This window comes from Streptomyces hirsutus (assembly GCF_001418415.1).
Lineage (GTDB): Bacteria > Actinomycetota > Actinomycetes > Streptomycetales > Streptomycetaceae > Streptomyces > Streptomyces hirsutus.
Map to the genome: position 1 here is coordinate 1 of NZ_LIQT01000163.1, position 20,240 is coordinate 20,240.

Sequence of the window (20,240 nt, forward strand, 5' to 3'; positions counted from 1 at the left end):
CCCCCGCAGCAGTCGCCCCAGGCGGCCCCGCAGACCCCGCCGCCGGCCGCTCCGGTGCCGGGCGGGCCGCAGACGCCGCCCGGATACGGCTACCCGCAGCAGCCTCCGGCCGGCTACGGATACCCGGGCGTGCGTACGGCCAGCCGCAGCAGCCGTACGGTCAGCCGCAGCAGCCCTATGGTCAGCAGCCCTACGGTCAGCCCTACGGCTATCCGCACCCGACCGTGCCGATGCAGCCGCACCCGGGACAGCCCGGCGGCGGACGGAAGGGCAACGCGACGCTGGCGATCATCGTCGCCGCGGTCGTGGCCATCGCCCTGATCATCGGCGCCGGTGTCTGGTACTCCTCGGCCGGCGGTGACGACGAGAAGAAGAACACCGCGAACTCCGGCGACAGCGGCGGCACGAAGGGCGCCGAGGGCGACGGCTCCGGCGGCGCGACCACCGGCGGCGACGAGAAGGCCCCGGCCGACCCCTCCGCCAAGGTCCTCTTCCAGGTGCCGGCGCCGAAGGTCCCGAAGGACACCACGACCATCGTCACCTCCGGGTCCTGGATGACCGACAAGGTGTACGCCAAGAGCGGCGTCGCCGAGGTCGTCGGTTACGACGCGGCCAAGGGCAGCGAGCTGTGGACGCTCGACCTGCCCGGACCGGTGTGCGAGGCCAGTGACCACGTCACCGAGGACGGCAGGACGGCGATCATCTACAAGCCGAAGATGCCGACCAAGACCGATCCGCAGAGCTGCACCCAGGTCGCCGCCTTCGACCTCGCCACCGGCGAGAAGCTGTGGTCCGAGACGGCCAGGACCGGCACCCAGGAGATCAGCTTCAACAACGTCACCGTCAGCGGGAACACCGTCGCGGCGGGCAGCACCAGCGGCGGCGCCGCCTGGGACATCGCCTCCGGCAAGGCCCTGTGGGCGCCCAAGACGTCCGACGCCTGCTACGACTCCGGGTACGGCGGCGGCCCGAAGATGGTCGCGGTGCGCAAGTGCGGCTCGTACGAGCAGCGGCAGTTGCACATCCAGACCATCGACCCGAAGGACGGGAAGGTGCTCTCGGAGTACAAGATGGCCGAGGGCATCGAATACGCGGCCGTGGTGTCCACCGACCCGCTGGTCGTGGCCGCCGACGTCGGCGACTCCGCCGGTGACGGCAGCGGCATCTCCGACTTCTTCTCCATCGACAACAAGAGCGGCGAGCTGCGGACCCGCATCTCCGCGCCCGGCGAGGAGTTCGCCGCCCGCTGCGACGGCATCACCAGGATCGAGCACTGCAGCGGACTGGCCGTCGGCAAGGACCGGCTGTACATCGCGACCGAGGAGCACGAGGGCACGGGCGACGGGTACAGCCGGACCAACGAGGTCGTCGCCTTCGACCTGTCCACCGGCAAGCAGACCGGCCAGCGCGCCGACGCGGGCGACGGCTACACGATCGTCCCGCTGCGGATGGACGGCGACAACGTCATCGCGTACAAGCGTCCGCCCTACGACAAGGGCGGGCAGGTCGTGAGCATCGACGGCGGTTCCTTCAAGGAGACCAAGTTGATGGAGAACCCGGCGGAGAAGTCCGTGCGGGACGTGGAGGCGCGGATGCTGCCCCAGCACGCCGAGATCCTGTACGCGCAGGGACGGCTGTACATGTCGGACGTGTACGCCAGCGAGTTGTCCTCGGGCGACAAGGAGTACCTGGCGATCGCGTTCGGCACCGGCTGATCGTTCTTCGGCCTGCTGGGAACCGCTCGGGACCGCTTCGGTCCGCTCCGGTCCGTTTCCGGTGCGTTCCCCGGTCCGCTCGTGAGGCCCGTTCGTACGGCCCCGCCCCTGTTCAGGGGTGGGGCCGTACGCGTACCGCTCATCGGATGTCCAGGGGCGACGAATACGAGAATTTCGGCGTTCCGGGGCGATTCTCGCCGGTAGGGGGAGCGCGACGTCGAACAAGCGTGTAGCTTCCGGGACCGGACGGGGAGGCGGCGCACGGGGGTGCGCTCGCGGTTTTGGGGGGGATGATCGATGGGCGTGCGGTTGATGGTGGTCGACGACCACCGGCTGCTCGCGGAGGCGTTGGCCTCGGCGTTGAAGCTGCGGGGGCACCGGGTGCTGGCCGCGGCGGCACCGGTGGCGGGGGTGGCGGACCTGGTGATCAGCAGAGCGCCGGAGGTGTGCCTGCTGGGGACGGCGGCACCGGCGGAGCCCGGGATCTTCGACCCGGTGGTGAAGATCAAGCGGGAACGGCCACAGGTGGCGGTGCTGGTGCTGGGCCCGGTGCCCAGCCCCCGGGGGATCGCGGCGGCGTTCGCGGCGGGCGCGTCCGGCTATGTGCGGCACGACGAGCGCATCGAGGGCGTCGAACGGGCGATCATGAAGGCGCGGGCGGGGGAGGCGGCGGTGGCGCCGCAACTGCTGCAGGGCGCGTTCGGGGAACTGCTGAACCCGGCGGTCCAGCCGGACGACGAGGGTCAGCGGTTGCTGCGGATGCTGACCCCGCGGGAGGTGGAGGTCCTGGTCAGGGTCGCCGAGGGAGAGGACACCAGGCTGATCGCGGCGGGCATGGGCATAGCACCGTCCACGGCGCGGACGCATGTACAGCGCGTCCTGATGAAACTCGGCGTGGGCTCCCGGCTGGAGGCCGCGGCGCTGGCTGCCCGGACGGGGCTGCTGGACCGGGCGGGCCCGGTGGGAGGGACGGCGCCGCCCGAGGAGTGAGGGCGGGTGAGGGCCCTCGCGGGGCGGGACGCCCGTGGTGCCGGTGCCTGTGCCGCCGGTACCGCGGACCTCCCCGCCCCGCCGCGCGTCCCCGGACGTCCCGCCGCGCACGGGTGAGCAGTCGCCCCGCCGTGTGCTCAGTCGCCCTGCTGTCGCTCCTGTACCGCGTCCGTGGCGTCCGGGGGCAGGAGTGGGGGAGCGATGGGCCGCAGCTTCAGCCAGACGAGGAAGAACAGGCCCAGGGCCAGCATGCTCAGGCCGGTCCACAGGTTGATGTTGAGGCCTTCGGCCCTGTCGATGTCCGCGTCGGACGCGGTGATGCCCGCGATCGTGACGATGACGCCGTACACCACGAACAGCCCTCCGATGAGGCGGCGGATGTCGAAGAGGCGGGCGGCGGTCGCGGACTTGGTCTCCAGTGCGGAGACCTCCTCCTGGAGCTCTTTGTCCGAGTAGTGGGCCGAGCGGCGCGCGGGGTCGCCTCCGGACGAGGAACCCGAGTGGGGGTCGGAGCCGGAGCCGGACGGGGATGCGGAGTGGTGGTCGGACATGGTCTCTCAATCCTCCCGCGGTCAGAACGAGAACGGGATGTAGCAGAGGGCTGCCAGGATCACCGCGCCCCAGCCGAGCAGCGCCGGTTTGCGGTACCAGGCGTCGTCGCCCGCGGCGGGCGGCTCGGCCATGCCGGGCGAGGTGGTGCCGTAGACCAGGCCCTGGAGGTCCTCGGCCGGCTTGGGCGCGGTGAACAGCGTCACCACGACCATGACCACCGCGCCCGCGACGAAGCCCGCGATCGCGGAGACGAAGTTGGCGCCCTGGTCGGTGGGGATGCCGACGATGCCCTGCTTGTAGAGGACGAAGTAGTTGACCATCGCGGCGGTGGTTCCGGCGATCAGCCCCCAGAAGCCGGACTTCATCGACGCCCGCTTCCAGAACATGCCGATGATGAAGACCACGAACATCGGCACGTTGAAGAAGGAGAACAGCGTCTGGAGGTAGCTCATGATGTTCGAGAACGACGAGGCCAGGAAGGCCGTGCCGATCGAGGCCATGACCCCGACCACGGTGATCAGCCGGCCGAAGCCGACGTAGTACCCGTCCTCGCGGCCCTTCACCACGTACCGCGCCCAGATGTCGGTGGTGAACACCGTGTTGAAGGACGAGATGTTGGCCGCCATGCCCGCCATGAACGCGGCCAGCAGACCGGTCACCGCGATGCCCAGGACACCGTTGGGCAGCAGCTGGGACATGAGGTAGGGGATGGCGTCGTTGTACTGGAGATCCGATTCCGGGGTGCCGATCTGCGGCACGAGGACGGCCGCGACCAGGCCCGGGATCATCACCAGGAAGACGATGAAGATCTTCGGGTACGCGGCGATGAGCGGGGTGCGCTGGGCCGCGGAGAGGTTCTTCGCGGACAGGGCGCGCTGCACCTCGGCGAAGTTGGTCGTCCAGTAGCCGAAGGACAGGACGAAACCGAGGCCGAGGACGATGGTCAGCCAGTTCGCGCCGAGCGGGTTGTCGCTGCCGATGCCGGTGCCGCCCCAGGACGTCATGAAGTCGGCGCCGTGGGACTTGGTCAGGGAGTCCGACAGCCCGTCCCAGCCGCCGACGCTCCTCAGCCCGAGCACGGTGATCGGGATGAGCGCGGCGAGGATGACGAAGAACTGCAGCACCTCGTTGTAGATGGCCGAGGAGAGACCGCCGAGGGTGATGTAGGCGAGGACGAAGAAGCCGGCGACCACGATGGCCACCCACTGCGGCCAGCCCAGCAGCGCCTCGACCACGATCGCCAGCGCGTAGAGGTTGACACCGGCGATGAGGATGGCCGCGCAGGCGAACAGGATCGAGCTGAGCAGGTGGGCCGCCTTGTCGAAGCGCAGCAGCAGGAACTCGGGGACCGAGCGGACCTTGGAGCCGTAGTAGAACGGCATCATCACCAGGCCGAGGAAGACCATCGCCGGGATGGCGCCGATCCAGTACCAGTGCGTGGTGTAGACGCCGTACTGCGCGCTGTTGGCGGCCATGCCCAGGATCTCGGTGGCGCCCAGGTTGGCGGCGACGAAGGCCAGACCGGTGACCCAGGCGGGCAGGGAGCGGCCGGACAGGAAGAAGTCGAGGCTGGTCTTCACCGACCGGCGGGCCGCGAAGCCGATGCCGAGGACGACGACGAAGTAGATCCCGAGGATCAGGTAGTCGAGCCAGTTGGTGGGGAGCCGCAGTTCGGCGGCGAGGTGAAGCGGACCGGCGGGGTCGGTGGGACCGATGGCGCCGGTGGGGTCCATGGGGCTGATGGCATCAGTGGGGCCGGTGGGGGGAGTGAGGTGTGGAGTGAATGGTGCAGGCAGATGTGTGGGGGTCTGCATGGAGTACTCGCTTCGTTGCGCGAACCGATACGTCGCGGAACCTACGCCTCCGCGTTCACTGATTGAACACTTCCGTTGGTGCGGTTTGTTTGATTGTGAGGGTGGCGTTCCTGGTGAGTTGCGTTTTGGTATGTTGGGTTATGTTGAAACGATGGGAAGACGGTGCAGTGAAGACCGTGCAGTGAACGGCTCGAATGGAGCGTCCGGCGTGAAGAAGACCTCGACCCGGCTGGCCGACGGTCGCGAACTCATCTACTACGACCTCAGTGACGACACCGTGCGCGACGCGGTCGACCGCCGCCCGCTGGACGCCACCGTCACGACGTCCGAGATCCGCCGCGACCCGCTGCTCGGCGACTCCGTGGCCGTCGCCTCCCACCGCCAGGGCCGCACCTACCACCCGCCGGCCGACGAATGCCCCCTGTGCCCCTCCGAGGGCGACCGGCTCAGTGAGATCCCGGACTCCTCGTACGACGTCGTGGTCTTCGAGAACCGCTTCCCCTCGCTGGCCGGCGACTCCGGCCGCTGCGAGGTCGTCTGCTTCACCTCCGACCACAACGCCTCCTTCGGCTCCCTGGACGAGGAGCAGGCGCGCCTGGTCCTGGACGCGTGGACGGACAGGACGTCGGAGCTGTCCCATCTGTCCTCCGTGGAACAGGTGTTCTGTTTCGAGAATCGGGGCGCCGAGATCGGCGTCACCCTCCAGCACCCGCACGGGCAGATCTACGCCTACCCCTTCACCACCCCCCGCACCTCCCTGATGCTCCGCCAAGTGGCCGCACACAAGGAGGCGGCCGGCGGGGCAAACCTGTTCGACACCGTCCTGGCGGAGGAGCGGGCGGGGGAGCGGGTCGTCCTGGAGGGCGACCACTGGGTCGCCTACGTGCCGTACGCCGCGCACTGGCCCTACGAGGTCCACCTGTATCCCAAGCGCCGGGTGCCCGACCTGCTCGGGCTCGACGAGGCGGCACGCACGGAGTTTCCCCAGGTCTATCTGGAACTGTTGCGGCGGTTCGACCGGATCTTCGGCGAGGGTGAGCCTCCGACCCCGTACATCGCGGCCTGGCACCAGGCCCCGTTCGGCGCGCTGGAGGAGTTCGACGGGGTCACGCGCGACGACTTCGCGCTCCACCTCGAGCTTTTCACCATTCGCCGCACATCCGGCAAGCTGAAGTTCCTCGCGGGTTCCGAGTCCGGCATGAACGTGTTCATCAACGACGTGCCGCCGGAGCGCGCGGCCGAGCGACTGCGAGAGGTAGCGAGTTCATGAGCGGTAAGTACCTGGTCACCGGCGGCGCGGGCTATGTCGGCAGTGTCGTCGCCCAACATCTGCTGGAGGCGGGCCATGAGGCCGTCGTCCTCGACAACCTCTCCACCGGCGTGCGCGAGGCCGTCCCGGCCGGTGCTTCCTTCATCGAGGGCGACATCCGGGACGCCGCCACCTGGCTCGACCCCTCCTTCGACGGCGTCCTGCACTTCGCCGCCTTCTCCCAGGTCGGCGAGTCGGTCGTGAAGCCCGAGAAGTACTGGGACAACAACGTCGGCGGCACCATGGCCCTGCTCGGCGCCATGCGCGAGGCGGGCGTGCGCCGACTGGTCTTCTCCTCCACCGCGGCCACCTACGGCGAACCCGAGCAGGTCCCGATCGTCGAGTCCGCCCCGACCCGCCCCACCAACCCCTACGGCGCCTCCAAGCTCGCCGTCGACCACATGATCACCGGCGAGGCGGCGGCCCACGGCCTGGGCGCGGTCTCCCTGCGCTACTTCAACGTGGCCGGCGCCTACGGCCACTACGGCGAGCGGCACGACCCCGAGTCCCACCTGATCCCGCTCGTCCTCCAGGTCGCCCAGGGCCGCCGCGACGCGATCAGCGTCTACGGCGACGACTACCCGACGCCGGACGGCACCTGCGTACGCGACTACATCCACGTCGCCGACCTGGCCGAGGCCCACCTGCTGGCCCTGACCGCGGCGACCAGGGGCGAACACCTCATCTGCAACCTCGGCAACGGCAACGGCTTCTCGGTCCGCGAGGTCGTCGAGACGGTCCGCCGGGTCACCGGCCACCCGATCCCCGAGGTCGTGGCCCCCCGCCGGGGCGGCGATCCGGCGGTCCTGGTGGCGTCGGCCGCCGCGGCCCACGAGAAACTGGGCTGGAAGCCGTCCCGCTCGGACCTCGCCGGGATCGTCGCGGACGCGTGGGAGTTCGCGCAGCGGCAGCAGCAGAGCAAGCAGTAGCGGGACATCCAGGATGACGGAGAGTCAGGGGCAGGGCATGAGCGAGTCCATCGCCGGCGAGGCGGCCGCGAAAGCGGTCGGCGAGCGATTCCGGGAACTGTACGGAGCCGAACCGCAGGGCGTCTGGGCGGCACCGGGCCGGGTCAACCTCATCGGTGAGCACACCGACTACAACGACGGCTTCGTCATGCCGTTCGCCCTGCCGCACACCGCGGTCGCGGCGGTCTCCCGGCGCGACGACGGCGTCCTGCGCCTGCACTCCGCCGACGTGGCCGCACCCGTCGTGGAGGTCGCGGTCGACTCCCTCGCCCCCGGCACGGACAAGAACTGGACCGCCTACCCGGCAGGCGTCGTGTGGGCCCTGCGCGAGGCCGGCCACGCCGTGACCGGCGCCGACATCCACCTCGCCTCGACGGTCCCGGCCGGCGCCGGCCTGTCCTCCTCAGCGGCCCTGGAGGTCGTCGTCGCCCTCGCCCTCGACGACCTGTACGCACTGGGCCTGCGCGGCTGGCAGCTGGCCCGCCTGTGCCAGCGCGCGGAGAACGTCTACGTCGGCGCCCCCGTCGGCATCATGGACCAGACGGCGTCCGCCTGCTGCGAGAGCGGGCACGCCCTGTTCCTCGACACCCGCGACCTCTCCCAGCGGCAGATCCCCTTCGACCTGGCCGCCGAGGGCATGCGCCTGCTGGTCGTCGACACCCGGGTCAAGCACAGCCACAGCGAGGGCGAGTACGGCAAGCGCCGCGCCGGCTGCGAGAAGGGCGCCGCGCTGCTGGGCGTCGACGCCCTGCGGGACGTCCCGTACACCGGACTCGACGCGGCGCTGGAGCGGCTGGGCGACGAGGAGGAGGTCCGCCGCCTGGTCCGGCACGTGGTGACGGAGGACGAGCGGGTGGACCGGGTCATCGCCCTCCTGGAATCGGGCGACACCCGCGCCATCGGCCCCGTCCTCGTCGCGGGCCACGCCTCCCTGCGCGACGACTTCCGCGTCTCCTGCCCCGAACTCGACCTGGTCGTCGACACGGCCGTCGCCGCCGGAGCCCTCGGCGCCCGCATGACCGGCGGCGGCTTCGGCGGCTCGGCCATCGTCCTGGCCGAGGCGACCGACGTGGATGCCATCACCAAAGCGGTGGAGAACGCCTTCGCGACGGCCGGCTTCAAGACCCCCCGCGTCTTCGAGGCGGTGCCTTCGGCGGGGGCGCGGCGGGTGGCCTGACGGGGCACGAGTTCAGGCCCCGGGCTGTTCTCCTCACCGCCCGGGGTGTGCCGCACCGCGCCCGGGAAATGACCTTTCAGGCTTCTACTCGCCTCGCCCGATTCCCTGTTTCGAATGGGGTTGGAGCCTCGTTCGTCGGGTGTGCTCTTGTCATGCTGACGATGGCGGGTCGAGGCATCGGGCAGGGATCACCCTGTCTCGCGTATGTCCGCGCACGCTTTCAAGTCGCTGACGAGGGCGGCGAAGGCGCTGGTCCGCACGGTCAACTTGCCCTGCCGTGGTGCCTTCGAATCGCGTATCGAGGTGACCAGGCCGCCGAAGCCCACCTCTACGCAGTCGCTTCCGGCTCCGCCGCTGTACGAGGATGTGAACCAGCGGACGTCGTCGTTGCCGGTTTCTTGAGCAGGTGACATTATCGCTCCTTGCGTGCTGTGGTGGTGAACTCTCCGACCAGCTCCGCGAGCAGACTGCTCGTGTCCGAGGGACTGAGCGCCTGCGACCGCAGATACTCGAAGACCACCCTATGCCGCTCCAACTCGGCAGGCTTCTCCAGATACAGAGCTCCGCTGAGGTTGCTCAGATGCACCACGTCGAGCGTCGGTTCAGGGCCGCGCAGGATGATGAAACTCGTGCTCTCGGCGCCATGGGCCCCGGCGTTGAACGGGAGGATCTGCACCGTGACGTGCGGGGTGTCTGCCGCGGTACGCAGGTGTTCCAACTGCTCGGCCATGACCTGCGGTGACCCGACGCAGCGTCGGACGACGGCTTCATCCAGGATGGCCCAGATGTGAGGAGGGCTCTCTCTTTTGAGGACCTCTTGCCGCTTCATCCGGACGTCCACCATCCGTTTGATCAGCTCCGGGTCGGCGCGCGCTTCGGCAGCCTGGATCACGGCACTCGCGTATGCGCGGCTCTGCAGCAGACCGGGCACATAGGTGTTGGCCCAGTGACACTCCTCGACGGCCTCGTCCTCAAGGGTGAGCAGTGGTGTGATCCAGTCGGGGATGGCGTCGTTGTAGCTCTTCCACCATCCCTGCACTTTGGCGTTCTTGGCGAGTGAGACGAGTGCCGTACGTTCTTCGTCCGTTGTGCCGTATGCGCGGCACAGTGCATCCACGACCAGCCATTTCACCGGTCCGCTATTGGACTCGTACCGGTTCACGGTTGCTCGGGAAACCCCGGCCGCTTCGCCGGCCACTTCAAGGGTGATTCCTTTCTGGTCCCTCAATCGCTTGAGTTCGGCGCCGAGTTGGCGACGCCTGGTGGTTGGTCCCACGGCTGTCCTCTCTTCGTGTCCGTGCCATTGTCGGGGCGTTCCGAGCGGACCGTCGACCACGCTCGCACACTCGTTCCGGCAGGCGTCACCCATACGAGGGTATTTCAAGAGAAGCTCACCGTGAGATTCTCTTGACGGGATGATCGGTGTCACACTCCAGAAAGTGGAGGAGGGGACGAGCCCTTCCGGCCCCACTGGTGTGCATCGTGAACGCCTGCCTCGCGCGTTCAACTACGCCCAAGGAACCTCATGCGACAACTGATCAGGCAACTCGTCGGCTGGACACGACCGTTCCTCGCGCCGACCGGACGCCACAGAGCGGAACGCCTGTCACCCCAAGGCCGGCGGCCGGAGACCTACCGACCGGTGATGGTCCGCTCGGCGGTCTCTCGCTCCGCCCTCTCCCCGGCCGTCCGCTGCTGGTACGCACCCATCGACGGCACCTCGACCACTCTCGTCCGCCCCTATCTCGCCGCCCATGAACGTGACGAGAAGGTTCGCGTTCAGCGGTTGCGCCGCGACATCCTCTGGTGCGCCACCTACGGGGTCGACCTCGACATGCGTGACATCCACGCCGGCCTGGGAGCCGCGTCGTGAACGGTGAGGCACACCGAGTACGGCTCCTGCCCCAGGCCGGTGCTCATGACCGGCCCTGCCTCCTGCTCACGGATGGGGACGGTCCCGCCTCCCGGCTCGCGGACCGGATGGAGAACATGCAGACGAGCCTCGCGGGCCGGCTTCTCGGCCGGACACGGGACCTGTTCGCGGCGGGAGGGGTGAACAGCAACGATCTCGGGCTGCTCGCCGGTCAGTTGGCCGACGCGCTGGCGGAGGTGCTGGTGGTCGCCGAGTCGCGGCGTCGGCGGCTTCCCGGAGTGGCCGATCATGTGCCGGCGTTCGTCCTGCCCGGCCTCCGGGCCTACAGCCTGCACATCTTTCCCGGCCAGGACCTCGCCTCCGCCCCGGCCGCCCGGCGTCATGTGCGGGACACCGTCCAGCCGTGGAACCTGCCGCCGGAAGCCGTGGACGATCTGGAGCTGATCACCGGGGAGCTGGTCGCGAACGCCCTGGAGCACACCGACAGCCGCTCCCTCACGGTCACGTGCGGTCTGACCGCCGAAGCCGCCGCGGTCGGCGTGACCGATGAGGGGGAGAGCGGTGCGGCTGTGGTCCCCGAGGTGCCGAAGGGCGAGCAGGAGAACGGACGCGGCCTGCTGATCACTCAGGCGCTGGCCGCCCGGTGGGGAAGCCTGCGAACGGGCGGAGGACTGACGGTCTGGGCCGAGGTGCCCGCCGTTGGGGGGCGCGGCAGGGGCGCGATGCGGCTCACGTGACGATGGGTGGGAAGAGCCGTAGACCCGGGCGGCGGTGTGTTCGGGCCGGACGCTTGGCGAGGACGCGCTCAGTGATGCCCGGTGGATGGTCGGGGATCACGCAGACCGCCTCGTAGCCATGTTGTTGCTCGAACTTCGGGGGCTTGGAAGGCCGACGGGCCGTGCCTCGCGGCCGAGCCATGGGCGAAGCGGCAACCTGAGGTACTACGGTACCGTGAGAGTGGAGGTGGGATCCATGACCACGGCTTCGAAGGCGCCCCGGCAGGCGCCGCTCAAGGTGGACCCGGCGACGGACAAGTTGATCAGCCAGGGCGCGCATTTCCTGGGGCTGACGAAGAAGGACCTGGTCGCGGAGGCGGTACGGGTCTATCTGGACCAACGGCGGGAGGATCTGCGTGAGGGCATGGTGGAAGCGCTCAGCGTCCTGGACGGCTCCCTGAAGTCGGACGTCATGCTTTTGACCGGTCTGACAGCTGAGGAGATCGATGCGGTCGGGGGGATCGACGAATGACCGGTCCTGCTGCGGCGATGAGGCCGGCAAGGCCCACCCTGCGGTGCCTGCGTGACGACCTCGGACTCCCCCTTCCGGTGGTGACCGACCCACTGGACGAGGTCGATCACCCGATCCTGGCGAAGGCTGCCGAGCAGTTCACGGCGGACGATGCCAAGCACGAGCGCATCCGCGCGGTCGATGACCAGGTGTTGTTCAAGGTGAAGGTCCAGCGCTGGCGCGGGGCGGTCTGGGTGGACGCCGATCTTCCTTGGCTGGTGGCGGCCGGCCGTCGTGAGGACGGCTCCACCGACGACTTCTACGCCGCTCTCGAAGCCGACGGCAAGGCCGCCCGGTCCCGCTACAACGCCGAAAATACGGATGCGCTCAAGTCCGCCACGTATACCGCCCACTTACTCCCCGCTCGCGAGGACCATGTCCGTTATCGCGCCGAAGCGGGAGTCCGCTTCGTCCGGCGGCTTCAAACCGCCATTCTGACCCTGAGCCGTTCCACTCTCCGGGACGGTCAGGAGCACACAGTGGATTTCGATACCTTCACCGTCGGCCTTCAGGTCCGCGCCGACGAGGGCCACGAAACGTACCTCGCGGTGCGGATCACGGGTTCCGTCCCGCCGAACCTCACCACCTTGATCCTGCGCTACGTCCCCGGCTGTGAGGCCGACGGCTGGTACCCCGAATACGCCTTGCCGAAACGGGACCTCCTCCCTGCCGAGCAAGCCTGGTCCAACCCGATGGACCCGCGCGCGGCTGCCCTGCTTCTCGAAACGGATCGGTGAACCTTGCGACTTCTCTCCTGCTTACGGGAGGAAAGTCTGCAGGGTGGCGAGGTCACCTCGGACGTGCTCGGCGGGTTCCGGTGTCTGGTTCCAGGCGCTTCGTCAGCGTGTACTCCGTGATGCCCGGCGGGTAGTCCGGGATCACGCAGACCACCTCGTAGCCGTGCCGTCGGTAGAACTTCGGGGCCTGGAAGTCCCAGGTCTCCACGCGGGAGGAGCGGCAGCCGCGGGCCGTGGCGAGGCGTTCCGCCTCGGTGAGGAGGAGGGTGCCGAGGCCCGCTCCGCGGTGGCGTTCGTCGACCCACAGGTACGTCACGTGCAGCCAGGTCGTCCAGGTGTGGCCGACCAGGCCTCCCGCCAGATCACCGGCCGGGTCCGATGCCCACACGTGCAAAGGGGACTCGCGTTCCTGTGGGGTTCCGCGCAGGGCGCGCAGCACCGGCGACGCCGCCGTGTTGGTGTCCCGCAACCGCCTGCGAAGCAGATCACGTCGGCCCTTGTCGACTTCTGTCTCAAGACGAAACATGCGGCTCACCATAAACGCGGAGAAGCGCCAGTTCTGCAAATAGCCTTCCGCTCCCGGTCCTCGTCCGTACTCTGATGAACAGCGCCGGTGGGGGCCGGCGCCGTTCAGGGGGCGAGACACTCGGGTACGCGATCCGGGGCGGGGCGGTGGTGACGTACGGCGGCGGCCGGACGGCTCCGGGCGGCCCGCCCCGGAATCGGTGGTTCCGGTGGTTCCGGTCGGGTCCCGTTGCTCCGGAACCGGGCTCCGGCGTCGTACCCGTACAGGTGTCGGTGTCGTCTTCCGACGACGGGGTAGTCCCCTGCTCTGCAGAGAGCATGGGGAAGGGGGTTTCGTGCAACGTATTCGCGTGCTGGTCGTCGACGACCATCGCATCTTCGCCGAGTCGCTCGCCGCGGCCCTGGCCGCCGAGCCGGACGTCGAGGTGTCCGCGGCGGGCAGCGGTCCGGCCGCGCTGCGGTGCCTGGAGCGGGCGGCCGCCGAGGGGCGCCGGTTCGACGTCTTACTCGTCGACGCCGACCTGGGCGGCACAGCGCCGTCCGGCCCGTCCGCCGTACCGGCGCGAGCGGGCGACGAGGACGGTGTCGTCGACGGGATGTCCCTGGTCACCGGGGTGCGCTCGGCCCACCCGCGGGTACGGATCGTCGTGCTCGCCGAGAAGGACGACCCGCGCCGCGCCGCGTTCGCCCTTCAGGCCGGCGCAGGCGGCTGGGTCGCCAAGGACTGCTCGCTGAGCCGGCTGCTCACCGTCATCCGGGGAGTGCTGCGCGACGAGACACATCTGCCGCCCGCCCTGCTCACCGGCGTGCTGCGCGAACTCACCGCCGCCCGCAAGCACCGCACCGAGAGCGAGCGGCTCGTGGAGTCCCTGACCCCGCGCGAGCGGGAGGTGCTGCGGTGCATGGTCGCGGGACTGGGGCGCAAGGCCGTCGCCGAGCGTCTGTACCTGTCCCCGCACACCGTCCGTACGCACATGCAGAACGTGCTCGGCAAGCTGGGCGTGCACTCCACCCTCGCCGCCGTCGCCCTGGCCCGGAGGGCGGGCGTCGGGCCGGTCGACCTAACCGGGGATGTTGTCGAACGGGGCAGTCAGCTGGCGTAGCAGGCCCGCCAGGTCGCCGCGCTGGGCGCGGGAGAGCTCGGCGAGGATCGCCCGCTCCTGCGCCAGCAGCCCGGCCAGCGCCTGGTCGCCGCGGTCGCGGCCCTCGTCCGTGAGGCGGACCAGGACCCCGCGCCGGTCGCTGGGGTCGGGCAGGCGCTCCACCAGACCCTTCTTGGTCAGGCGGTCGATGCGGTTGGTCATCGTGCCCGAGGTGACCAGCGTCTGTGTGAGGAGCTGCCCCGGCGAGAGCTGGTAGGGGGTGCCCGCGCGGCGCAGCGCGGTCAGGACGTCGAACTCCCAGGGCTCCAGCCCGTGCTCGGCGAAGGCCAGCCTGCGGGCCCGGTCCAGATGCCGGGCGAGCCTGCTCACCCGGCTGAGCACCTCGAGCGGTTCCACGTCGAGGTCCGGGCGCTCCCGGCGCCATGCTGCGACCAGCCGATCGACCTCGTCCTCCATGACGATCAGTGTAGTGGTTGTGTCGACGTGAAGTCTCTTGATGTCAAGATGCTTGTTGTCGAGTCAGTAGGTGCGGGACGCTGGGTACCCGTCGGCCGACTCCAGGAGGCTCCATGCCCACGGTCACCGATCCCCGCTGGGACCCCGCCCAGTACCTGCGTCACGCCGCTCACCGCACCCGCCCCTTCGCCGACCTCCTCGCCCGCGTCCCCGAGCTGCCCGGCGACCCGCCCCGCATCGCCGACCTCGGCTGCGGCGCGGGCAACGTCACCGCGCTGCTCGCCGAGCGCTGGCCGCGCGCCCGCATCACCGGTTACGACAACTCGCCCGAGATGCTCGACCGGGCCCGCGCCGACCACCGGGGCCCCACCCCCGGCGGCGGCCGGATCGACTTCGCCCACGCCGACGTCCGCACCTGGACGCCCGGGCCCGACCGGCCGTACGACCTGATCGTCAGCAACGCCACCCTGCAGTGGATTCCCGGGCACGCGGACCGGTTCGCCGACTGGGTCGCCGGACTCGCCCCCGGCGGTACCCTCGCCTTCCAGGTGCCCGGCAACTTCGACGCCCCCAGCCACGTCCTCCTGCGCGAACTCGCCCACTCCCCGCGCTGGGCCGGCCGCCTCGACGGCGTCCTGCGGCACGCCGACGCCGTGCTCCGTCCGGAGGCGTACCTGGAGCGACTGACCGGCCTCGGCTGTCCTGCCGACGTGTGGGAGACGACGTACGTCCATCTCCTCCAGGGCGAGGACCCCGTCCTGGACTGGGTCAAGGGCACCGGTCTGCGGCCCGTCCTCACCGCCCTCGCCGACGACCCCGGGGCGCGCGACGCCTTCGTCGACGAGTACCGCACCGCCCTGCGCGCCGCCTACCCGGCGGGCCCGCACGGCACCCCGTTCCCGTTCCGCCGGATCTTCGCGGTGGCCCGCACGCGGCAGGAGGAGACCCGATGATCACCGGTCTCGACCACGTCCAGCTCGCCGCGCCGCCCGGCAGCGAGGAGCGGCTGCGCGCGTACTACGTCGATGTCCTCGGCATGGCGGAGATCCCGAAGCCGCCCGTCCTGGCCGCACGCGGCGGCTGCTGGTTCCAGGCAGGCGGGGTCCAACTGCACCTGGGGATCGAGAGCGGGTTCCGGCCCGCGAAGAAGGCCCACCCCGGCATCGGGGTCACCGCGATCGAGGCGTACGCCACCCGGCTGCGGGACCACGGCGCTTCCGTCATCTGGGACGACGACCTTCCGGGCCACCGCCGTTTTTACTCCGAGGACCCGGTCGGCAACCGCCTGGAGTTCCTGGAACCGGTCACCTGAGAGCGATGCCCTCTCCCGAGGCTTCCTCGGCCTCCCACCGCTGACGGCTGGAAGCGGCCAGGGCCTCCTCCAGCTCCTGCATCACCCTGGGAGCGACCAGGAGCGCGACCACCCGCCCCTGATCGGTGAGCGCGATGGGTTCGCAGTTGCCGGACAGCCGACCGACCAGCTCCTCCGGCCGGGAGGCGGCCTCATCGATCGCGATTTCGGTCGTGGGTGGATGATTCCGGATGATCGGGTCCGCCGGTCCGTCGTCTCAGTTCTTCCGGTGCCCGATCAGCCGCGGCTTCTGCTCCAGGCCGTCCAGGCCGTGCCAGGCCAGGTTGACCAGGTGCGCGGCCACCTCCGCCTTCCTCGGCTTGCGGACGTCCAGCCACCACTGGCCGGTCAGCGCGACCATCCCGACCAGCGCCTGCGCGTACAGGGGAGCCAGCTTGGAATCGAATCCGCGGCTCTTGAACTCACGGCCCAGGATGTCCTCCACCTGGGTGGCGATGTCCGAGATGAGGGAGGCGAAGGAACCCGTCGACTGGGGGATCGGGGAGTCACGGACCAGGATGCGGAACCCGTCCGTGTACTCCTCGATGTAGTCCAGCAGCGCGAACGCCGCCTGCTCGCACAGCTCCCGCGGATGACCCGCGGTCAGTGAACCCGTCACCATGTCCAGCAGACGCCGCATCTCGCGGTCCACCACCACCGCGTACAGGCCCTCCTTGCCGCCGAAGTGCTCGTACACCACCGGCTTGGAGACCCCGGCCTTCGCCGCGATCTCCTCCACCGACGTGCCCTCGAAGCCCTTCTCGGCGAACAAGGTGCGGCCGATCTCCAGCAGCTGCTGACGGCGCTCCGCGCCGGTCATCCGGGTGCGGCGGGCGCGCCGCGGCTTGTCATTGCTCGAGGTGCTGCTGGAGTCGGTCGCCACAGCGACCATCATGCCGCCTCGGCCGTCTCCTGCCCGCGCCGGGCGCGGCCTTCCCCGGTCTCACGGCGCGAATCGATACGCGAGCGTGACGGCCAGCGCACGTCGTACGCCCAGCCCAGCATCTCGAACCAGCGGATCAGCCGGGCGCTCGAATCGATCTGCCCCCGCTCCACGCCGTGCCGCGCGGACGTCGGGTCGGCGTGATGCAGGTTGTGCCAGGACTCGCCGCAGGACAGCACGGCCAGCCACCACACGTTGCCCGAACGGTCCCGCGACTTGAACGGCCGCTTGCCCACCGCATGGCAGATCGAGTTGATCGACCACGTCACATGGTGCAGCAACGCCACCCGGACGAGTGACCCCCAGAAGAAGCCGGTGAACGCGCCCCACCAGGACATCGTCACCAGACCGCCGATCAGCGCCGGCAGCGCCAGTGACACCCCCGCCCACAGCACGAACTGGCGGGAAATCGCCCGCAGCGTCCGGTCCTTGATCAGATCCGGCGCGTACTTGTCCTGCGGAGTCTGCTCCTCGTCGAACATCCAGCCGAGATGAGCCCACCACAGGCCCTTCAGCAGCGCCGGCAGCGACTCCCCGTACCGCCACGGCGAATGCGGGTCGCCCTCGGCGTCCGAGAACTTGTGGTGCTTGCGGTGGTCCGCCACCCAGCGCACCAGCGGCCCCTCCACCGCCATCGAGCCGGCCACCGCCAGGGCGATCTTCAACGGCCGCTTCGCCTTGAACGAACCATGCGTGAAATGACGGTGGAAACCGATGGTGATGCCATGGCAGCCCAGGAAGTAGAAGAACACCAGCAGGCCGAGATCCAGCCAGCTCACCCCCCAGCCCCAGGCCAGCGGCACCGCTGCCAGCACGGCCAGGAACGGAACGATGATGAAGACCAGCAGTGCGATCTGCTCGATCGAACGCTTGCGCTCCCCGCCCAGCGTGGCGGAGGGGGCGGCTGCGGTGCCGGCGCCGGTGTCGGAAGACGGCGGCTTCTTCGAGGCTTCGTCGATGACATCAGAACGTGAGGTCATGCGTGTCCCTTGTGGGGTATGAGGGGTGAGGGTGATGCCGGGCTGCCGGAACCGAGCAGCGTTTCTTACGGGACCGTAACCTACGGCATCGTAAGTATGGCAGTGCGCGGCCCGGCGGCAAGAGCCCACGAGCCTGCACGTCCCGGCCGACACCTATCCTGGGAACCGGTCGGACAGCGCGGTCCGCTCTGATTACCTACTTCCCGGATGTCCGGCCCGTATGCGGCGCCAGCCGCCCGGAGACGCCGTCCGGGGCCCTCCAGACCAGCTTCCACACTGCAAGGAGCCGCACCTGTGAGCAGTGCCGACGACCAGACCGTGTCCACGGCGACCACGAGCAGCGAACTGCGGGCCGACATCCGCCGACTGGGTGATCTCCTCGGAGAGACCCTCGTGCGCCAGGACGGTCCCGAACTCCTCGACCTCGTCGAAAAGGTCCGCCGACTCACCCGCGAGGACGGCGAGGCCGCAGCCGAACTGCTGCGCGGCACCGAACTCGACACCGCCGCCAAGCTGGTCCGCGCCTTCTCCACCTACTTCCACCTGGCGAACGTCACCGAACAGGTGCACCGCAGCCGTGAGCTGCGCGCCCGCCGCGCCACCGAAGGCGGACTGCTCGCCCGCACCGCCGACCGCCTCAAGGACGCGGATCCCGAGCACCTGCGCGAAACCGTGCGGCACCTCAACGTCCGCCCGGTCTTCACCGCGCACCCCACCGAGGCCGCCCGCCGCTCCGTCCTCAACAAGCTGCGCCGCATCGCCGCCCTCCTCGACACCCCCGTCATCGAGAGCGACCGGCGGCGCCTCGACACCCGCCTCGCCGAGAACATCGACCTCGTCTGGCAGACCGACGAACTGCGCGTCGTACGCCCCGAACCCGCCGACGAGGCCCGCAACGCCGTCTACTACCTCGACGAGCTGCACGCGGGCGCCGTCGGAGACGTCCTCGAGGACCTCACCGCCGAACTCGAACGCGTCGGCGTCACCCTCCCCGACGACACCCGCCCCCTCACCTTCGGCACCTGGATCGGCGGCGACCGCGACGGCAACCCCAACGTCACCCCCCAGGTCACCTGGGACGTCCTCATCCTCCAGCACGAACACGGCATCAACGACGCCCTGGAGATGATCGACGAACTCCGCGGATTCCTGTCCAACTCCATCCGCTACGCCGGCGCCACCGCCGAACTCCTCGACTCCCTCAAGGCCGACCTCGACAACCTCCCCGAGATCAGCCCCCGCTACAAGCGCCTCAACGCCGAGGAGCCCTACCGGCTCAAGGCCACCTGCATCCGGCAGAAGCTCGAGAACACCAAGCAGCGCCTCGCCCAGGACACCCCCCACCAGCCCGGCCGCGACTACCTCGGCACCGGCGAACTCCTCGCCGACCTGCGGATCGTCCAGAGCTCACTGCGCGAGCACCGCGGCGCCCTCTTCGCCGACGGCCGCCTCGCCCGCACCATCCGCACCCTCGCCGCCTTCGGCCTCCAGCTCGCCACCATGGACGTGCGCGAACACGCCGACGCCCACCACCACGCCCTCGGTCAGCTGTTCGACCGGCTCGGTGAGGAATCCTGGCGCTACACCGACATGCCCCGCGACTACCGCACCAAGCTCCTCGCCAAGGAACTCCGCTCGCGCAGGCCCCTCGCCCCCACCCCCGCGCCCGTCGACGCGGCCGGCGAGAAGACCCTCGGCGTCTTCCAGACCGTCAAGCGGGCCCTGGAGATCTTCGGCCCCGAAGTCGTCGAGTCCTACATCATCTCCATGTGCCAGGGCGCCGACGACGTCTTCGCCGCCACCGTCCTCGCGCGGGAGGCCGGGCTGATCGACCTGCACGCCGGCTGGGCGAAGATCGGCATCGTCCCGCTGCTGGAGACGACGGACGAACTGAAGGCCGCCGACACCATCCTCGAGGACATGCTCTCCGACCCGTCCTACCGGCGCCTCGTCGCGCTGAGGGGCGACGTCCAGGAAGTCATGCTCGGCTACTCCGACTCCTCCAAGTTCGGCGGCATCACCACCAGCCAGTGGGAGATCCACCGCGCCCAGCGCCGGCTGCGCGACGTCGCCCACCGCTACGGCGTACGCCTGCGCCTCTTCCACGGCCGCGGCGGCACCGTCGGCCGCGGCGGCGGCCCCACCCACGACGCCATCCTCGCCCAGCCCTGGGGCACGCTCGAGGGCGAGATCAAGGTCACCGAACAGGGCGAGGTCATCTCCGACAAGTACCTCATCCCCGCCCTGGCCAGGGAAAACCTCGAACTCTCCGTCGCCGCCACCCTCCAGGCGTCCGCCCTGCACACCGCACCCCGCCAGTCCGACGAGGCCCTGGCCCGCTGGGACGCCGCCATGGACGTCGTCTCCGACGCCGCCCACGACGCCTACCGCCGGCTCGTCGAGGACCCCGACCTCCCCGCCTACTTCTTCGCCTCCACCCCCGTCGACCAGCTCGCCGAC

General features: G+C 69.8%; 20 protein-coding genes and 1 pseudogene. 13 read left to right on the plus strand and 8 right to left on the minus strand.

Annotated features, from left to right (window positions below; translation table 11 throughout):
* Together AOK11_RS12990 and AOK11_RS12995 are read left to right on the plus strand one after the other, a co-directional pair.
* Window positions 1-1,715: pseudogene (locus AOK11_RS12990) on the plus strand (outer membrane protein assembly factor BamB family protein); the annotation flags it as partial.
* 297 nt (window positions 1,716-2,012) lie between these two features.
* Window positions 2,013-2,705, plus strand: coding sequence for a helix-turn-helix transcriptional regulator (locus AOK11_RS12995; protein WP_055593844.1), 693 nt, complete (start codon window positions 2,013-2,015; stop codon window positions 2,703-2,705).
* A 137-nt stretch (window positions 2,706-2,842) separates the two neighbouring features.
* Here the strand turns inward: AOK11_RS12995 and AOK11_RS13000 are convergent, their stop codons facing one another.
* Window positions 2,843-3,256 (minus strand): hypothetical protein, encoded by a 414-nt coding sequence (locus tag AOK11_RS13000; RefSeq protein WP_240497326.1) that lies wholly within the window; start codon window positions 3,254-3,256, stop codon window positions 2,843-2,845.
* A 21-nt stretch (window positions 3,257-3,277) separates the two neighbouring features.
* Window positions 3,278-4,990, minus strand: coding sequence for a sodium:solute symporter family protein (locus tag AOK11_RS13005; RefSeq protein ID WP_055593845.1), 1,713 nt, complete (start codon window positions 4,988-4,990; stop codon window positions 3,278-3,280).
* Between the two features lie 289 nt (window positions 4,991-5,279).
* Between AOK11_RS13005 and galT the strand changes: the two genes are divergently transcribed.
* The 3 genes from galT to galK are packed head-to-tail and all read left to right on the plus strand — an operon-like array spanning window position 5,280 to window position 8,525.
* Window positions 5,280-6,341, plus strand: a complete 1,062-nt coding sequence (gene galT, locus AOK11_RS13010) for a galactose-1-phosphate uridylyltransferase (RefSeq protein ID WP_055593846.1) — start codon at window positions 5,280-5,282, stop codon at window positions 6,339-6,341.
* A complete protein-coding gene (galE, locus tag AOK11_RS13015; protein ID WP_055593847.1) occupies window positions 6,338-7,309 on the plus strand; it encodes a UDP-glucose 4-epimerase GalE in 972 nt (323 codons plus the stop codon). The genes galT and galE overlap by 4 nt, the downstream gene beginning before the upstream one ends.
* 37 nt (window positions 7,310-7,346) lie before the next feature.
* On the plus strand, window positions 7,347-8,525 hold the full coding sequence (galK, locus tag AOK11_RS13020; RefSeq protein WP_055593848.1) for a galactokinase: 1,179 nt from the start codon (window positions 7,347-7,349) through the stop codon (window positions 8,523-8,525).
* Between the two features lie 188 nt (window positions 8,526-8,713).
* Here galK and AOK11_RS13025 read toward each other — a convergent pair whose 3' ends face one another.
* Both AOK11_RS13025 and AOK11_RS13030 read right to left on the minus strand, forming a co-directional pair.
* Window positions 8,714-8,938, minus strand: coding sequence for a DUF397 domain-containing protein (locus AOK11_RS13025; RefSeq protein WP_055593849.1), 225 nt, complete (start codon window positions 8,936-8,938; stop codon window positions 8,714-8,716).
* Window positions 8,938-9,801: a helix-turn-helix domain-containing protein gene (locus AOK11_RS13030; protein ID WP_055593850.1), complete on the minus strand. Its 864-nt coding sequence runs from the start codon at window positions 9,799-9,801 to the stop codon at window positions 8,938-8,940. Before AOK11_RS13030 ends, AOK11_RS13025 begins: the two co-directional genes overlap by 1 nt.
* A gap of 249 nt (window positions 9,802-10,050) precedes the next feature.
* Here AOK11_RS13030 and AOK11_RS13035 point away from each other — a divergent pair, with 249 nt between their 5' ends.
* From AOK11_RS13035 to AOK11_RS13050, 4 genes are all read left to right on the plus strand, one after another.
* Window positions 10,051-10,398, plus strand: a complete 348-nt coding sequence (locus AOK11_RS13035) for a hypothetical protein (RefSeq protein WP_055593851.1) — start codon at window positions 10,051-10,053, stop codon at window positions 10,396-10,398.
* On the plus strand, window positions 10,395-11,135 hold the full coding sequence (locus AOK11_RS39760) for an ATP-binding protein (RefSeq protein WP_055593852.1): 741 nt from the start codon (window positions 10,395-10,397) through the stop codon (window positions 11,133-11,135). Before AOK11_RS13035 ends, AOK11_RS39760 begins: the two co-directional genes overlap by 4 nt.
* Window positions 11,136-11,370: 235 nt before the next feature.
* Window positions 11,371-11,646 (plus strand): hypothetical protein, encoded by a 276-nt coding sequence (locus AOK11_RS13045; protein WP_055593853.1) that lies wholly within the window; start codon window positions 11,371-11,373, stop codon window positions 11,644-11,646.
* A gap of 80 nt (window positions 11,647-11,726) precedes the next feature.
* A complete protein-coding gene (locus AOK11_RS13050) occupies window positions 11,727-12,422 on the plus strand; it encodes a hypothetical protein (RefSeq protein WP_240497327.1) in 696 nt (231 codons plus the stop codon).
* 52 nt (window positions 12,423-12,474) lie between these two features.
* Here AOK11_RS13050 and AOK11_RS13055 read toward each other — a convergent pair whose 3' ends face one another.
* Entirely contained in the window at window positions 12,475-12,948 is a 474-nt protein-coding gene (locus AOK11_RS13055; protein WP_055593863.1) for a GNAT family N-acetyltransferase, read from the minus strand.
* 334 nt (window positions 12,949-13,282) lie between these two features.
* On the opposite strand from AOK11_RS13055, the gene AOK11_RS13060 reads away from it, so the two are divergent.
* Entirely contained in the window at window positions 13,283-14,050 is a 768-nt protein-coding gene (locus AOK11_RS13060; protein ID WP_055593855.1) for a LuxR C-terminal-related transcriptional regulator, read from the plus strand.
* Here AOK11_RS13060 and tamR read toward each other — a convergent pair.
* Window positions 14,009-14,506: a MarR family transcriptional regulator TamR gene (tamR, locus tag AOK11_RS13065; protein ID WP_055593856.1), complete on the minus strand. Its 498-nt coding sequence runs from the start codon at window positions 14,504-14,506 to the stop codon at window positions 14,009-14,011. The genes AOK11_RS13060 and tamR overlap by 42 nt on opposite strands.
* Before the next feature lie 113 nt (window positions 14,507-14,619).
* Between tamR and AOK11_RS13070 the strand changes: the two genes are divergently transcribed.
* Window positions 14,620-15,459, plus strand: a complete 840-nt coding sequence (locus AOK11_RS13070) for a trans-aconitate 2-methyltransferase (RefSeq protein WP_055593857.1) — start codon at window positions 14,620-14,622, stop codon at window positions 15,457-15,459.
* The gene (locus tag AOK11_RS13075) at window positions 15,456-15,818 is read left to right on the plus strand and encodes a VOC family protein (protein ID WP_055593858.1); all 363 of its coding nucleotides are present in this window, start codon (window positions 15,456-15,458) and stop codon (window positions 15,816-15,818) included. The genes AOK11_RS13070 and AOK11_RS13075 overlap by 4 nt, the downstream gene beginning before the upstream one ends.
* A 256-nt stretch (window positions 15,819-16,074) precedes the next feature.
* Here the strand turns inward: AOK11_RS13075 and AOK11_RS13080 are convergent, their stop codons facing one another.
* Window positions 16,075-16,752, minus strand: coding sequence for a TetR/AcrR family transcriptional regulator (locus tag AOK11_RS13080; protein ID WP_055593859.1), 678 nt, complete (start codon window positions 16,750-16,752; stop codon window positions 16,075-16,077).
* Entirely contained in the window at window positions 16,749-17,780 is a 1,032-nt protein-coding gene (locus AOK11_RS13085; RefSeq protein WP_055593860.1) for an acyl-CoA desaturase, read from the minus strand. Before AOK11_RS13085 ends, AOK11_RS13080 begins: the two co-directional genes overlap by 4 nt.
* A gap of 294 nt (window positions 17,781-18,074) precedes the next feature.
* On the opposite strand from AOK11_RS13085, the gene AOK11_RS13090 reads away from it, so the two are divergent.
* Window positions 18,075-20,240, plus strand: a 2,166-nt coding sequence (locus tag AOK11_RS13090) for a phosphoenolpyruvate carboxylase (RefSeq protein WP_055593861.1), incomplete at its 3' end; no start/stop codon positions are given.